Source organism: Streptomyces sp. NPDC047079 (genome assembly GCF_040643755.1).
Taxonomy (GTDB): Bacteria; Actinomycetota; Actinomycetes; order Streptomycetales; family Streptomycetaceae; genus Streptomyces.
In genome coordinates this window covers 57,869-72,156 of record NZ_JBEYUZ010000017.1, presented here as the reverse complement: position 1 = coordinate 72,156, position 14,288 = coordinate 57,869, and the positions used below count along the sequence as shown (strand labels likewise).

The 14,288-nt window shown below is 71.5% G+C and carries 12 protein-coding genes; 3 read left to right on the top strand and 9 right to left on the bottom strand.

Annotated features, from left to right (window positions below):
* Window positions 1–86: 86 nt before the first annotated feature.
* Entirely contained in the window at window positions 87–683 is a 597-nt protein-coding gene (locus ABZ823_RS21885) for a M48 family metallopeptidase (protein WP_361662797.1), read from the bottom strand.
* Between the two features lie 212 nt (window positions 684–895).
* On the opposite strand from ABZ823_RS21885, the gene ABZ823_RS21880 reads away from it, so the two are divergent.
* Together ABZ823_RS21880 and ABZ823_RS21875 are read left to right on the top strand one after the other, a co-directional pair.
* Window positions 896–2,119 (top strand): TOMM precursor leader peptide-binding protein, encoded by a 1,224-nt coding sequence (locus ABZ823_RS21880; protein ID WP_361662794.1) that lies wholly within the window; start codon window positions 896–898, stop codon window positions 2,117–2,119.
* On the top strand, window positions 2,112–3,473 hold the full coding sequence (locus ABZ823_RS21875) for an AarF/ABC1/UbiB kinase family protein (RefSeq protein WP_361662791.1): 1,362 nt from the start codon (window positions 2,112–2,114) through the stop codon (window positions 3,471–3,473). The genes ABZ823_RS21880 and ABZ823_RS21875 overlap by 8 nt, the downstream gene beginning before the upstream one ends.
* Window positions 3,474–3,577: 104 nt before the next feature.
* Here the strand turns inward: ABZ823_RS21875 and ABZ823_RS21870 are convergent, their stop codons facing one another.
* The 5 genes from ABZ823_RS21870 to ABZ823_RS21850 form a co-directional block, all read right to left on the bottom strand.
* A complete protein-coding gene (locus ABZ823_RS21870; RefSeq protein WP_361662789.1) occupies window positions 3,578–3,802 on the bottom strand; it encodes a hypothetical protein in 225 nt (74 codons plus the stop codon).
* Between the two features lie 115 nt (window positions 3,803–3,917).
* Window positions 3,918–4,241, bottom strand: coding sequence for a hypothetical protein (locus ABZ823_RS21865; RefSeq protein ID WP_361662786.1), 324 nt, complete (start codon window positions 4,239–4,241; stop codon window positions 3,918–3,920).
* Window positions 4,238–4,606, bottom strand: a complete 369-nt coding sequence (locus ABZ823_RS21860) for a WhiB family transcriptional regulator (RefSeq protein ID WP_361662783.1) — start codon at window positions 4,604–4,606, stop codon at window positions 4,238–4,240. Before ABZ823_RS21860 ends, ABZ823_RS21865 begins: the two co-directional genes overlap by 4 nt.
* A 176-nt stretch (window positions 4,607–4,782) precedes the next feature.
* Window positions 4,783–5,103: a hypothetical protein gene (locus ABZ823_RS21855; RefSeq protein ID WP_361662780.1), complete on the bottom strand. Its 321-nt coding sequence runs from the start codon at window positions 5,101–5,103 to the stop codon at window positions 4,783–4,785.
* A 165-nt stretch (window positions 5,104–5,268) separates the two neighbouring features.
* Window positions 5,269–7,476 carry an ATP-dependent DNA helicase UvrD2 gene (locus ABZ823_RS21850; protein WP_361662777.1) on the bottom strand — a complete coding sequence of 736 codons (2,208 nt, stop codon included), beginning with the start codon at window positions 7,474–7,476 and terminating at the stop codon, window positions 5,269–5,271.
* A gap of 236 nt (window positions 7,477–7,712) precedes the next feature.
* Here ABZ823_RS21850 and ABZ823_RS21845 point away from each other — a divergent pair, with 236 nt between their 5' ends.
* Window positions 7,713–7,955, top strand: coding sequence for a mycoredoxin (locus ABZ823_RS21845; protein WP_361662774.1), 243 nt, complete (start codon window positions 7,713–7,715; stop codon window positions 7,953–7,955).
* Between the two features lie 64 nt (window positions 7,956–8,019).
* Here ABZ823_RS21845 and nudC read toward each other — a convergent pair whose 3' ends face one another.
* The 3 genes from nudC to ABZ823_RS21830 all read right to left on the bottom strand — a co-directional run bounded on the left by nudC (window position 8,020) and on the right by ABZ823_RS21830 (window position 14,162).
* The gene (gene nudC / locus ABZ823_RS21840; protein WP_361662771.1) at window positions 8,020–8,961 is read right to left on the bottom strand and encodes an NAD(+) diphosphatase; all 942 of its coding nucleotides are present in this window, start codon (window positions 8,959–8,961) and stop codon (window positions 8,020–8,022) included.
* 166 nt (window positions 8,962–9,127) lie between these two features.
* Complete coding sequence (locus ABZ823_RS21835; protein WP_361662768.1) at window positions 9,128–10,531, bottom strand: dipeptidase; 1,404 nt, start codon at window positions 10,529–10,531, stop codon at window positions 9,128–9,130.
* Between the two features lie 10 nt (window positions 10,532–10,541).
* A complete protein-coding gene (locus ABZ823_RS21830) occupies window positions 10,542–14,162 on the bottom strand; it encodes an ATP-dependent DNA helicase (protein WP_361662765.1) in 3,621 nt (1,206 codons plus the stop codon).
* Between the last annotated feature and the right edge of the window lie 126 nt (window positions 14,163–14,288).

Genomic DNA, 14,288 nt, shown 5'->3' with positions numbered 1-14,288 from the left:
GGTACACAACCGCTTCCCGGACGGCACCCCTGCCCGCGCGGGCGGCACCCGGCGGCACCGCTCAAAGGACCGAACCCGGCCCCCGGCTACTCGGCCCCCGCCACCGGCTGGTGCGGCAGCCGGCCCGCCGCCACAACCCCCTCCAGGAACCCCCGGGCACGCTCCGTGCGCGGATACGCCTCCAACAGTCTCCAAAAATCCGGCCCGTGCCCCGGCACCAGCAGATGCGCCAGCTCGTGCAACAGCACATAGTCCACGACGTACTCCGGCATGCCCTGCAACCGGTGCGACAGACGAATACTGCCCTCGGACGGGGTGCACGAGCCCCAGCGCGTGTTCTGATTGGTCACCCAGCGCACCGAGGCGGGCCGCGCACGCCCCTCGAAATACTGCAACGACAGCCGCTCCGCACGCTCGGCCAGCTCCTCGTCGCCGATCACCCGCTTGCTCTCCTGAGCGGCCAGCTTGTCGAGCATGACGGTCACCCAGCGCTGCTCCTCCGCCTCGGACATCCGGGCGGGGATCAGCACGACGGTGCGATCGCCCTCGCGGTACGCGGAGACCGTCCTGCGGCGACGAGCACTCCTGCGCACCTCGATCGCGCTCGCCCCCGAGCCGCTCGGCGGCTGGCTCGTCGTGCTGCGCTGTGGCTTTCCGGCGCGGTGCAGTGGGTCGGCGGACACGCCCCGACGTTACCCGCTGCACACAGCGGAAGTCCTCCCTCCGGGACGGTTCCGTGCCGATCCACACCCCATGCGCTTGATTCATACGACGAACACCCCCGCCTGTGGACAACTTTCCGCACACCCCCACCCTCCCCAGGCATCCTGACCCCGTCGGCACACCAGACCACCCGCCGGCACACAGCTACCTACCAGGACTACGGGGGCCACTCATGCATCCGATGGTGAAGCCCGCGCTGCGACGCGGCTGGCGCGATCTGAACACCGTGCAATTCGGGATGGCGCCCGCGCACGCCATGGTGCTAGGCCCCATGGACACCGCCACCGGCAGCTTCCTCGCCCTGCTCGACGGCACCCGCGGCCTGCCACTGCTGCGCGAGGAAGCCCGCCGCATGGGCCTGCCCGACGGCCACGTCGACGCACTGATCGACAACCTGTCCGGCTCGGGCCTGCTCGACGACGCCACCGGCGGCGGCCCACAAGCCGAAGCCCTGCGCGCGAAAGCCGCCGTCCTCGACCGCCTACGCCCCGACCTGGCCTCCCTGTCACTCGTCGCCCGCCCACCGGACGAGCCCGCCCGACGCCTCGCCGCCCGCCGCAACCACCGCGTCCAGGTCCGCGGCGCCGGCCGCGTCGGAGCCGTCCTCGCCTCGCTGCTCGCCGGCGCGGGCGTCGGCGAGGTCGACGTCCGCGACACCGGCTGCGTCGAACCCTGGGACGTCGCACCGGGCGGCCTTCCGGCCGACTCGATCGGCGCACGCCGCGAAGAAGCCGCCCGCCGCGCCGTGCGAGCAGCCGCCCCGGACCGGCCACCACGCCGGGAGCGCCCCTCCCGGCGCTCCCCCCACGACGATCCGGGCCCCCGCCTCTCCCTGGTGATCCTGGCCCCACGCGACGGCCTCGACGTCCACGCGCCCGACCCGTTCACCGCCCAGCCACTGATCGCCTCCGGCACGCCCCATCTCTACGCAGGCGTCGTGGAAGGCACCGGAGTCGTCGGCCCGTTCGTCCTGCCGGGCGACACGGCCTGCGCGGGCTGCCTCGACCGGGCACGCGGCGACCGGGACACGACCTGGCCACGGCTGGTCGCCCAGTGGCGCTCCGGACGCCCGCAGCAGATCCAGGCCTGCGACCTCGCCCTGGCCACCGCCGTCGCCGCAGTCGCCGCCGGACACGCGCTCGCCTTCCTCGACGGTGACGCGCCCTCCAGCGCCGGTGCGCGCTGGGAGACATCCGTGCCCCGGCTGCACTGGCACGCACGACCGGTGTGGCCACACCCCGCATGCGAGTGCGGCGCGGCGGAGAAAGGTAACGAGGAACACACCTCAAAGGACGCGGAGCCGCACGAGACAATGGCGGAGCAACGGCCGTCGAGAAACTCGTCCCACAGGACACACGCGGCACGGCTGTCTGGGACTTGGAGGGCGCATGTCTGATCTTCCCCGGAAGGCGGTCACCCGGACCGCCAAGCTCGCCGCGCTCCCGCTCGGCTTCGCCGGGCGGGCCACGTGGGGGCTGGGCAAACGCATCGTCGGGGAATCCGCGGAGATCGTCGGCCGCGAACTCCAGCAGCGCACCGCCGAGCAGCTGTTCAAGGTGCTCGGCGAGCTCAAAGGCGGCGCGATGAAGTTCGGCCAAGCCCTGTCCGTGTTCGAGTCCGCGCTCCCCGAAGAGGTCGCCGGACCCTACCGTGCCGCCTTGACGAAACTTCAGGAGGCGGCCCCACCGATGCCGACGCGCACGGTGCACGCCGTGCTCGAAGAGCGCCTCGGCGAGAACTGGCAGGAGCTGTTCGAGGAATTCGAGGACAAGCCGTCGGCAGCCGCGTCGATCGGCCAGGTCCACCGCGGGGTGTGGCACGACGGCCGCGAGGTCGCGGTCAAGGTGCAGTACCCGGGCGCCGGTGAGGCGCTGCTCTCCGACCTCAACCAGCTCAGCCGATTCGCCCGTCTGCTCGGCCCCCTGGTCCCGGGCATGGACATCAAACCCCTGATCACGGAACTGCGCGACCGGGTCTCCGAAGAACTGGACTACGGCCTGGAGGCACAGGCCCAGCGCGCGCACGCGGAGGAATTCGCGAACGACCCGGACGTGACGGTGCCGGATGTGGTGCACCAGTGCGAGCAGATCCTGGTGACCGAGTGGGTCGACGGCATACCGCTGTCGGAGGTCATCGCCAGCGGCACCCAGGAGCAGCGCGACCGCGCCGGCCAGCTGCTGGCCCGGTTCCTCTTCTCCGGCCCCGCCCGCACGGGCCTCCTGCACGCCGACCCGCATCCGGGCAACTTCCGTCTGCTCCCCTCCCCCGCCGGCTCCACCCGGAAGGACGACTGGCGCCTGGGCGTCCTGGACTTCGGAACGGTCGACCGCCTCCCCGGCGGTCTGCCGGCCCCGATCGGCCCTTCCCTGCGCATGACCCTCGAGGGCGACGCCCAGTCGGTCTACGAACTCCTCTGCGCGGAGGGCTTCGTCAAGGAATCCATCGACCTCGACCCCGACGCCGTCCTCGACTACCTCCTCCCGATCATCGAGCCCGCCCTGGCTGACGAGTTCACCTTCACTCGCGGCTGGATGCGCAGCCAGGCGGCCCGCATCGCCGACCCGCGCTCCCCCGCCTACCAGCTGGGCAAGCGACTGAACCTGCCCCCGGCGTACCTGCTCATACACCGGGTGACACTGAGCACCATCGGCGTGCTGTGCCAGCTGGGCGCAACGGTCCGGCTGCGCGACGAACTCGAGGAGTGGCTCCCGGGCTTCCTACCGGAGGAGGAACCGGCAGCTGAGGCGTGAGCGAGCGGGCTGATCCGCGGGCTCTAGCGGGGGGTGGGGCGGGCCGGGGGGGGAGGGGAGGGGGGAGGCCCCCCGAAGCGGAGGTTTGGGGATCGGAGCCGCCCTTACCACCAAGCCGAGTCCAGCCGCCCCTCGATCGCCCTGATGTTGGCCCGGGCACAGCTGTCGCAGAAGTAGTGGCGAGCGCCGTTCTCCACGGAGCAGCTCCATGTGGGTTGGGGGCCGTCGGCGGGGGTGCCGCAGCGGGCGCACACGAGGTTCTGGGCGTGTGCGGTGCCGGACGGCCGCGTGGAGCCACTGCTGTCACTGTCCCCGAGAAGACTCGTCACTCCGGTGACGATATCCCCGTCGGCGTGAATCGTGGCACATAACGCACCGCGGGGGCCGGTCCGTTCGGACCGGCCCCCGCAAGGTCTTCTTCTTCCCTCCGCCGACGCTGGTCGGCTACTGCATCACGGCGATGGCCAGCGCGCGGCGGGCACGCAGCGAGGCGCGCTCGGCCTTGCGCTGCATCCGGCGGGCCATCGCCAGGCGCACGGCGAGGCGTCCCCGCTCGGCCTCCTGCAGTCGCTCGCGCATATGCGCGCGAGCCAAGGCTTCTGGGATGAGTTGCATCTCTCGGGTCCTGTTCTGGCGCGAGGCGTTCGCGCCGGTGGTCCTGACGTCTGGGATCGCGGAGCCTGCGGGCTCGCTGGTGGACGGCTTCATCGGGGCCTGCTTCTTGGGGTCGTGCGTGAGGGGGCGGTCGATCGTTCCTGCGGTGTTCATGCCGTGACCGGGTTCTTGCGCGGGCGGCCACGGGGCCGCTTCCGGGCGACGACGACACCCTGGACGAAGAGTTCGCCACCCCAGACGCCCCAGGGTTCGCGCCGCTCCTTGGCGCCGGCGAGGCAGGCCTCGATCAGCGGGCAGGTGCGGCAGAGGGACTTGGCGTACTCGACGTCGGCCGGCGACTCGGCGAAGAAGACCTCCGGGTCGTAGGAGCGGCAGGGGACGGGTACGCCGAGGTTCTCGATGGCGTCGTCGAGCGCGGTGAGGGGGGTGAGCGGGGTCAAGGTGGAGTCCTCCGTGGGGCCGGGCGGGGGGATCGTCTCGGAAGGCGGTACGGACGGGGCGTGCGCTTCGAGTTGCACGGGTCGTCTTCCTCGTCTGGTCGTTCCGGCCCTGTTGGGCCGGGTGGCGGCTTGGTACCAGGTTCTTTTCTTGTCCCGAGGCCCCTTCGGTCTGCCGTCCCCGTTTGGGGAAAACAGAAGGGCCGCGGATCCCGGGTGGGGTTCCGCGGCCCTGAAGGCGCCGGCCTGATCGGCGATCAGGCTGGATCACTCCAGGGTTCTGGCCCACGGAAGGCCCACATCAGGTGGTGCTGCGTCGTCTGCTTCCGGAATCCGGCACCGGCTGCTGCAAAGGCATAGGCGTGCGCCCGTGCCACTACTGCTTCCAGTGCCTTGGTCGGTCGCTCATTGCGCTCACGGACGGGAAGACCCGCGAGAGACAGGGAGGACGCCGGGCGGTCGGCACGGATGCCGGACAGACCGGTGCCCAGGTCAAAGGCGCCGGGCATGCACGTGGAGACGACCGAGAGATCGGTCATTTTGACGGTGCTGGTGGAGCTGGTCTTGATGCTGATCACTTCAATCGCCTCCTCTCGGCGTCTCGGGGGACTGGGGTGTGCCAGTCCGACGGATACATAAGTACAGCACGGAATCGGGGCCTTCGAGAAGGCCGCCGTGCCCGTGGCTAAGAACCTATGGGGATTGCTGGCGCGTACGCAAACTATTTTTTCGACGAGTTGGTATCAGTCGCCGTCGTCCTGTCGGTCTCCGTCCCGGCCTGCGCAGATGGCCAGAACTTCGGCGCCGTAGCGGTTGAGCTTGCGGACTCCGACGCCGGGGATGCGTGCCAGTTCGCCCTCGTCGTCGGGGGCGGCTTCGGCGATGGCGATCAGGGTCCTGTCGGTGAAGACGCAGAACGCGGGCTGTCCGCTGCGGTGGGCCTGTTCCGCTCGCCATGCGCGCAGCCGTTCGTAGAGGCCCTCGTCCATGTCGGAGGGGCAGTCGTCGCAGCGCATCAGTTTCATCTCGCCGGCGTCGGAGAGGGTGCGCCCGCAGACTCGGCAGCGGGCGGGGGTTCTGCTGGTGCGGCGGGGGGCGACGGCCGTGGCAGGGGTGCCGAAACCGCGTTCGATTCCGCTGGTTCCGACGGTGCCGCCGTATGGGGAGCGGCCTGGGGTGGCGGACGAGCCGGGGCGCAGTCCGTCGAGGAAGCGGCTGGGGCGCCGGGTGGGGCGGCCGCCCGGTGTGCGGGACAGGGACCAGGAGACGTGGAGGTGTTCTCTCGCCCGGGTGACGCCGACGTAGAGCAGGCGCCGCTCCTCTTCGATCTGTTCGTCGGTTCTGGCGTAAGTGATCGGCATCATGCCTTCGGCGACGCCGACGAGGAAGACGGCGTCCCATTCCAGGCCCTTGGCGGAGTGCAGGGAGGCGAGGGTGACGCCCTGGACGGTGGGGGCGTGCTGGGCGTTGGCTCGCTCGTCGAGTTCGGCGACGAGATCGGCGAGGGTGGCGTGGGGTTTCGCCGAGGTGAGGTCCTTGGCGAGGTTCACGAGGGCGGCGAGGGATTCCCATCGCTCTCTGACGGCGCCGGAGCCTGCCGGGGGTGTGGGTGTCCAGCCCTCGCCCGACAGGATGGCGCGTACCTGGGAGGGCAGGTCGACGGCGTCGTCGAGGAGGGTGTCGTTGGTTCCGAAGCGGGCGGCGCCGCGGAGGGCGATGCCGGCTTTGCGGACCTCGGGGCGGTCGAAGAATCGTTCGGCGCCGCGGAGCTGGTAGGGGATGCCTGCGTCCGCGAGGGCTTGTTCGTAGATCTCGGACTGGGAGTTGGTGCGGAACAGGATGGCGATCTCCGCGGCGGGTACGCCGCTGGTGAGGAGGTCGCGGATGCGGCGGGCGGCGCCTTCGGCTTCGGCGGGTTCGTCGGCGTATTCGGTGTAGAGGGGCTGGGGTCCGGGGTCGCGCTGGGAGACGAGTTCGAGGCGGTGGTCGGCTGCGCGGCCGCGGGCTTGGGCGAGGAGGCCGTTGGCGAGGTGGACGATCTGGGGGGTGGAGCGGTAGTCGCGGACGAGTTTGACGACGGTGGCTGCGGGGTGGCGGTTGCGGAAGTCGAGGAGGTGGTCGGGGGTGGCGCCGGTGAAGGAGTAGATGGTCTGGCTGGCGTCGCCGACGACGCAGAGGCTGTCGCGGTCGCCGAGCCAGAGTTCGAGCAGGCGCTGCTGGAGGGGGCTGACGTCCTGGTATTCGTCGACGACGAAGTGCTGGTACTGGGTGCGGATCTCTTCGGCGATGTCGTGCCGGTCCTGGAGGATGCCGACCGTGAGGAGGAGGACGTCTTCGAAGTCGATGACGGCGCGTTCGCGTTTGAGGTCTTCGTAGGTGGCGTAGAGCTGGGCGATCTCTGCGGGGTCGCGGGGGGCTTCGCGGCCGGTTTTGGCGGCCGCGGCGGCGTAGTCGGCGGGGATGGTCTGGGTGACCTTGGACCATTCGATTTCGGCGGTTGCGTCCCGTAGCTCGTTGCGGTCGAGGCGGATGCGGCAGGCTGCGGCGGCGTCGGCGACGAGTTGTATCTTCCGGTCGATGATGCGGGGGAGGCTGCCGCCGACGGCTTTCGGCCAGAAGTACTGGAGCTGGCGGAGGGCGGCGGAGTGGAAGGTGCGGGCTTGGACGCCGGCGGCGCCGAGCTGGCGGAGGCGGCCGCGCATCTCGCCTGCGGCGCGGTTGGTGAAGGTGACGGCGAGCACGCTGGACGGCTGGAGGATGCCGGCGCGGACTCCGTAGGCGATGCGATGGGTGATGGCCCGTGTCTTGCCGGTGCCGGCTCCTGCCAGCACGCACACCGGGCCGTGCAGGGCGGTCGCCACGGCGCGCTGCTCGGGGTCGAGCCCTTCGAGCACCGCGTCGGCCGAGTCCGGAACCTGCGGGAAGAGGGTGGAGTGCGTTGCTGCTGTCACCCCGCCATGCTGCCAGGTCTGCGGAGACGGGTGCGGTGGTTGTCCACAGGGGGGCTTGTGCAGTCGTATGAATGCCGGGGTGAGGGCTGGTGAGGGCCGGGGTGCCCGTGCGGCGGACGGCGGACGGCGGACGGCGGCGGGAACGAGGTGGTGGGAATGGTGGAAGCTTCACGTACGTTGCCTCCTGAGCGAGCAAGCAGAGCACGCATCCCTAGCCGTGAAGGAGCGCGACCGACATGCCGGGCACTGTGACGATGTACAGCACCTCGTGGTGTGGCTACTGCCGTCGGCTGAAGAGCCAGATGGACCGTGAGGGCATCACGTACGACGAGATCAACATCGAGCAGGACCCGCAGTCCGCGGCGTTCGTGGAGAAGGCGAATGGCGGGAACCAGACGGTTCCGACGGTGCTGTTCCCGGATGGTTCGACGTTGACGAACCCGTCGCTGGCGCAGGTCAAGCAGAAGATCGGCGCGTGACGGCCGCGCGGTCACGGGTTTGCGGGAGGCGGTCCCCGGGGTTTTCCTGGGGACCGCCTCCGTGTCACACGCTGCGGGTCGGCAGGGGTTTGCCGTACCAGAGTTCGATCAGGCGGGCCGCGATGGAGATGCCGTAGGGGGGCAGTACTTCTCCGGACTCGAAGGCGGCGCGCAGTTCCTCTCGGGAGAACCAGCGGGCCTCGTGGATCTCGTCGCCGTCGACGTTGATGTCGGTGGTGGTGGCGTGGGCGAGGAAGCCGAGCATCAGGCTGGAGGGGAAGGGCCAGGGCTGGCTGGCGACGTACTCGACCTCGCCGACGGTGATGCCCGCTTCTTCGGAGACTTCGCGGCGCACGGACTGTTCGATGGACTCGCCTGGTTCGACGAAGCCGGCGAGGGTGGAGAAGCGGCCTTCGGGCCAGTGCACCTGGCGGCCGAGGAGGATGCGGTCCTTGTCGTCGATGACGGCCATGATCACCGCTGGGTCGGTGCGCGGGTAGTGCTCGGCGCCGCAGGCCGGGCAGCGGCGGATGTGTCCGGCGGCCGCGATGACGGTGCGTTCGCCGCAGCGTGAGCAGAAGCGGTGCATGCGCTGCCAGTTCTCCAGGGCGACCGCGTGGACCATGAGGCCCGCGTCGCGGGGGGACAGCAGCAGTCCGGCCTCGCGCAGGCCGGCCGGGCGTGCGGACTGGTCCATGCGGCCGGGGAGGGCGTCCTTCTGGAGTGCGAAGTAGCTGACGCCTTCCTCGTCGGTGCCGAGGAAGTAGCGGTGGGCCTCGGTGAGGGGTGCCTCGAAGGAGGGGGTCATGACGAGTTCGGTCCGGCCGTCGGGCGTCTCGTCGATGAGGACCTGGCCGCCCGAGACCACGAAGCAGCGGGTGGTGGGGTGGCTCCACGCCGCGGCGAGCCATGCCTCGTCGAGCCGGTGGTGGGCGGCGCGGTCGATGCCGCTCGGGGCGGTGAGCGAGATGGGCCGGTCGGCGGTGTGGTCGGTCCAGGTGGTCACGGGTTGTTTCCAACTCCCCCGGTGGAACGGTCGTTTCGGCGGGCGGTTCAGCGGGACGTTCGGCTGGGGTGGGACCGGGTCCGGCGGATCTTGGGCGTGCGGGGCGGCCCTTCCAGTGTGCCGCGCCCCGCGGCCCGTGCGGCCGGACGTCCGGTCCGCGAGATCGTCAGTCGGCATCGCGCCAGTTCTCCGCGAGGTCGCCCCACAGGTATGCGGCGGTTTCGACGCCCTTGAGGAGCAGATCGAGTTCGACCTTCTCGTTCGGGGCGTGCCAGCCGTCGGAGGGGATGGAGATGCCGAGGAACAGGACGGGTGCGCCGAGGACGTCCTGGAGGTCGGCGGCCGGTCCGGAGCCGCCTTCGCGGGTGAAGCGGACCGGCTGCTGGAAGGCGCGGCCCATGGCGCGTACGACGGATTGCAGGGCGGGGTGGTCGAGGGGGGTCAGGCAGGGCCGGGTGGCCGCGCCGAAGGTGATCTCGTGGCGGATTCCGGCGGGCAGCTGGTCGGCGGCCCAGGTGCGCACGGCCTTCTCGATGTGGTCGGGGTCCTGTCCGGCGACGAGCCGGAAGGAGAGTTTGACCGTGGCCGAGGACGGGATGATCGTCTTGCTGCCGGGGCCTTGGTAGCCGCCGCCGATGCCGTTGACCTCGGCGGTGGGGCGGGCCCAGACGCGTTCCAGGGCGGTGTAGCCGGTCTCACCGTAGGGGGCGGTGGATCTGGCGGTGCGCAGCCACTGTTCCTCGTCGAAGGGGAGTTCGGCGAAGAGGGCGCGTTCGCGGTCGGTGAGATCGGTGATGCCGTCGTAGAAGCCGGGTATCGCCACGTGCGCGTGCTGGTCGTGGAGGGCGGCGACCAGGCGGGCGGCCGCGGTGGCTGGGTTGGGGACGGCGCCGCCGAAGGAGCCGGAGTGGATGTCCTGGTCGGGGCCGTGCAGGACGATCTCGCATTCGGCGAGGCCGCGCATGCCGGTGCACACGGTCGGGGTGTTCGCGGACCACATGCCGGTGTCGGAGACGATCACGGCGTCGGCGGCCAGCCGGTCGGTGTGCTGCTCGACGAGGGTGCGGAAGTTCGGGGAGCCGGACTCCTCCTCGCCCTCGATGAGGAGCTTGAGGTGGACGGCGGGGGCGGTGCGGCCGGTGGCGGCGAGGTGGGCGCGGACGCCGAGTGTGTGGAAGAACACCTGACCCTTGTCGTCGGCAGCTCCGCGCGCGTGCAGGCGCCCCTCGCGGATCACCGGTTCGAAGGGGTCGCTGTCCCAACCGTCCTCGCGGGCGGCAGGCTGTACGTCGTGGTGGCCGTAGACGAGGACGGTGGGTGCCTGGGGGTCGTCGGAGGGCCACTCGGCGAAGACGGCGGGGGCGCCGTCGGTCGGCCAGACCTCGGTGGTGGGGAAGCCGGTGTCGTGGAGCTTGGCGGCGAGCCACTCGGCGCTGCGCCGTACGTCCCCGGCGTGCTCGGGCTGGGCGGACACCGACGGGATGCGCAGCCACTCCGCGAGATCGTCGAGGAAGGCGGCGCGCTGGCTGTCGATGTACGAGCGGACAGCACTGTCCGGGGTCTGGCTCATGCTCACGAGCCTATAGGCCCGCACCGGCATCCTCGTCGGCCGGTTCCCGGCCGGGGGGCTCCCCGAGCAGGAGCCGCTCCAGCGCGGCTCTGCCCGGGAGGCTTTCGGGGCGTACGACCTCGCCGCTGCGGACATAGAGGAACGCGGCCTTGACGCTCTCCACGGGTACGTTCTGCTGTTCGGCCCAGGCGAGCCGGTACAGGGCGAGCTGGAGCGGGTCGCCGGTGCGGGTGCGGCTGGTCTTCCAGTCGACGATCTCGTACGACGTCCCCTCGCCGTCGTCCGCGCGGTAGACGGCGTCGATGCGGCCGCGGACGACGCGTCCGGCGATGGCGAGCTGGAAGGGGGCCTCGACGCGGTAGGGGGTGCGGTGCGCGTAGGGCGTGCCTTCGAAAGCGTCCTTGAGGGCTTCCAGGTCGCGTTCGTCGGCGATCTCGGCGTCGCTGCCGGGCAGCTCCTCGGGCTCGAGCAGGGGCAGGCGCAGTTCCTCGAAGCGTGCCTCGACCCAGGCGTGGAAGCGGGTGCCCCGACGGGCCGCGGGTTGCGGGGGGCGGGGCATGGGACGTGCGAGTTCCTGCGCGAGCCCGTCGGGGTCGGCGGCCAGCCGCAGCACCTGGGAGGCGGTCAGGGACGGCGGCAGGGGTACGTCGGTGACGGCCGTGCGAGCGCGCAGGAGTTCCCCGCTGAGGGCGTTCAGGTCGCGGTCCCAGGAGGCGATGGTGCGGGTCTCTTCCGGGGTGAGCGCGGTGGCGTCCTCGGTGGGGTGCCGACGGGGATGCGGGACGGCCGGGGTGCGGGCTGTCAGGGGCACGCGCGCGTGCGGTGCCGCTCCCTGCGGGGCCGGCGGCCGTTGGCTCGTCCAGGAGTCCTCGCCGGGGGCGTCCTCGCCGTTCCGTCCCGGGTGGTGGAAGTCCTCGTCCTTGGGTCCGAAGGCCCCATGATAGTCCGGTCCGAAGGCCCCATTACCGTCCGGCCCGTAGGGATCCTGGCCGTCCGGCCCGTAGGGATCCTGGCCGTCCGGCCCGTAGGGATCCTGGTCCCCGGGCCCGTACGGGTCGTCTTCGTCGTCCGGTGGGGGTGGCCACTCCGGGTCGTCGTACGAGGAGGGGTCGTGGGCGCCGTCCGGCGACGCGATCCGGTCCAGGTGCGTCAGGACGGTCCGGGCGGCGGCCCTTCGGCGGGCGAGTGCAGGCTCGTCCAGCGGAAGCGGCCAGGCTTGGTCGGCGGCGGCCTCGTGCAGCGCCGGGTTCTCCTCGTCCTCGGCGGGCTCGTCGGCCCAGACCTCGATCTCGCCGTACCCGGCGGCGCAGTGGTCGTAGAGGGCCTGGAGGAAGGCGGAGGGCCCGCGGGGGCGTTTCTGCGCCGGGCCCCACCAGTGGCCGGAGCCGAGCAGAAGGGAGCGGGGGCGGGTGAAGGTGACGTAGCCGAGGCGGAGCTCCTCGGTGTGCTGGTGTTCCTTCATGGCCTCGTGGAAGGCCTTGATGCCGCGGGAGTCCCAGGATTCGATGTCGGGCAGGGTGTCGGCGTCGCCGCGCAGGGCGTGCGGCAGCACCTTGCCCTGGGCGGTCCACTTCTCGCGGCCCTGACTGCTGGGGAAGGTGCCGTTGACCAGGCCGGGGACGGCGACGACGTCCCACTCCAAGCCCTTGGACTTGTGCGCGGTGAGGACCTTGACGGTGTTCTCGCCGCCGGGGAGGGCGTTGTCGAGCCCCTTTTCGTACTGTGCGGCGGTGCGCAGGAAGCCGAGGAAGGCCAGGAGGGTGGCGTCCGGGTCGTTGGCGGCGAAGGACGCGGCGACGTCCAGGAAGTTCGACAGGGTCTCGCGGCGGCGGGCGGCCAGCGCGTGCGGGGAGGCGGACAGCTCGACTTCCAGGCCGGTGACGGCGAGCACGCGGTGCAGGACGTCCATCAGCGGGTCGGCGAGGGAGCGGCGCAGTTCGCGCAGTTCGGTGGCGAGGCGGGCGAACCGTACGCGCGCGTCGGGGGAGAACGGCAGCCCGTCGTCCTCCCGGGCGGCTTCCATGGGCAGTTCGAGGAAGGTGTCGAGGGCGTCCGCGAGCGAGATCACCTCGGACGGGTCGACGCCCTCGACGGCCGCGGCGAGCCGGCGGTCCGGGTCGTCGTCGGCGGCCACGCGCGCGTGGGAGACCAGCAGCCGGGCGCGTCGTCCCAGGAGGGCGAGGTCGCGGGGGCCGATGCGCCAGCGCGGGCCGGTGAGGAGGCGAACCAGGGAGGCGTTGGCGCCGGGGTCCTGGAGGACTTCGCAGACCGCGACGAGGTCGGCGACCTCGGGCAGGTGCAGCAGCCCGGACAGGCCCACGACCTCGACCGGGATGTCGCGGGCGACGAGCGCGCCCTGGATCCGGGCGAAGTCGGTCGCCGTGCGGCACAGGACCGCGATCTCGCCGGGCGCGGTGCCGGTGCGCACGAGGTGGGCGAGGGAGTCGGCGATCCAGTCGATCTCCTCGGCGTGGGTGCGCAGCAGGGCGCAGCGGACCTGTCCGTCGTGTTCGGCGCCCGGGGCGGGCCGAAGGGCTTCGACGCCCGCGTGCATGGCGCGCAACGGCTCGGCGAGGCCGTTGGCGAGGTCGAGGAGGCGGCCGCCGCTGCGGCGGTTCTCGCTGAGTGCCTGGCGGGTGGCGGGGCGGCCGTCGGCGTGTGGGAAGTGCTCGGGGAAGTCGTCGAGGTTGGCGACGGACGCGCCGCGCCAGCCGTAGATCGCCTGGCAGGGGTCGCCGACGGCGGTGACGGGGTGGCCGGTGCCGCCGCCGAAGAGTCCGGCGAGCAGGACGCGCTGGGCGACCGAGGTGTCCTGGTACTCGTCGAGCAGGACCACGCGGAACTCGTCGCGCAGAATGCGCCCCACCTCGGGGAGGCGGGCGAGGGCCGCCGAGAGGGCGATCTGGTCGCCGAAGTCGAGAAGGTCGCGGTCTCGTTTGGCCGCGCGGTACCGGCCGACCAGTTCGGCCAGGTCTCGGCGGGCGGCGGCCGTCTCGGGGATCTTGCGCAGGTCGGCGTTGGTGAGCCGGACGTCCTCCAGGGTGCGCAGCAGTGCGGCGTCGTGGGCGCGCAGGTCCTCGGGCCGTACGAGGTGCTCGGACAGCTCGGAGTCGAGGGTGAGCAGGTCGCTGACGAGGTCCGGGAAGGAACGGGTGAGCGCCGGGTAGGGGCCGGGGGCCTCGCGCAGCACGCGCGCGGCGAGTTGGTAGCGGGTGGCGTCGGCGAGCAGCCGGGAGGCCGGTTCGAGCCCGATGCGCAGGCCGTGGTCGGTGAGGAGGCGGCCCGCGAAGGCGTGGTAGGTGGAGATCACGGGTTCGCCGGGCGGGTTGTCGGGGTCGATCACGTCCGGGTCGGTGACGCCCGCCTTGACCAGTGCCGTGCGGACGCGCTCGGCGAGTTCACCGGCCGCCTTGTTGGTGAACGTCAGGCCGAGGACCTGTTCGGGTGCGACCTGTCCGGTGCCCACCAGCCACACCACGCGGGCGGCCATCACCGTGGTCTTGCCCGATCCGGCTCCGGCCACGATCACCTGCGGGGCGGGCGGCGCGGTGATGCAGGCCGTCTGCTCCGGGGTGAACGGGATGCCGAGGAGCTCCTTGAGCTGCTCGGGGTCACTGATACGGGCGGGCACGTCGAAAGAGGCTAGCGGTGGTCACTGACAACGGGTGCCGGGTCGGCCGGTCGGGGCGGAAGAAGCGCTGGTCGGCGCGTTCGGTGCCGTGTGCCACACCGGTGTGCTCGCTCCTGTGGTCACTTC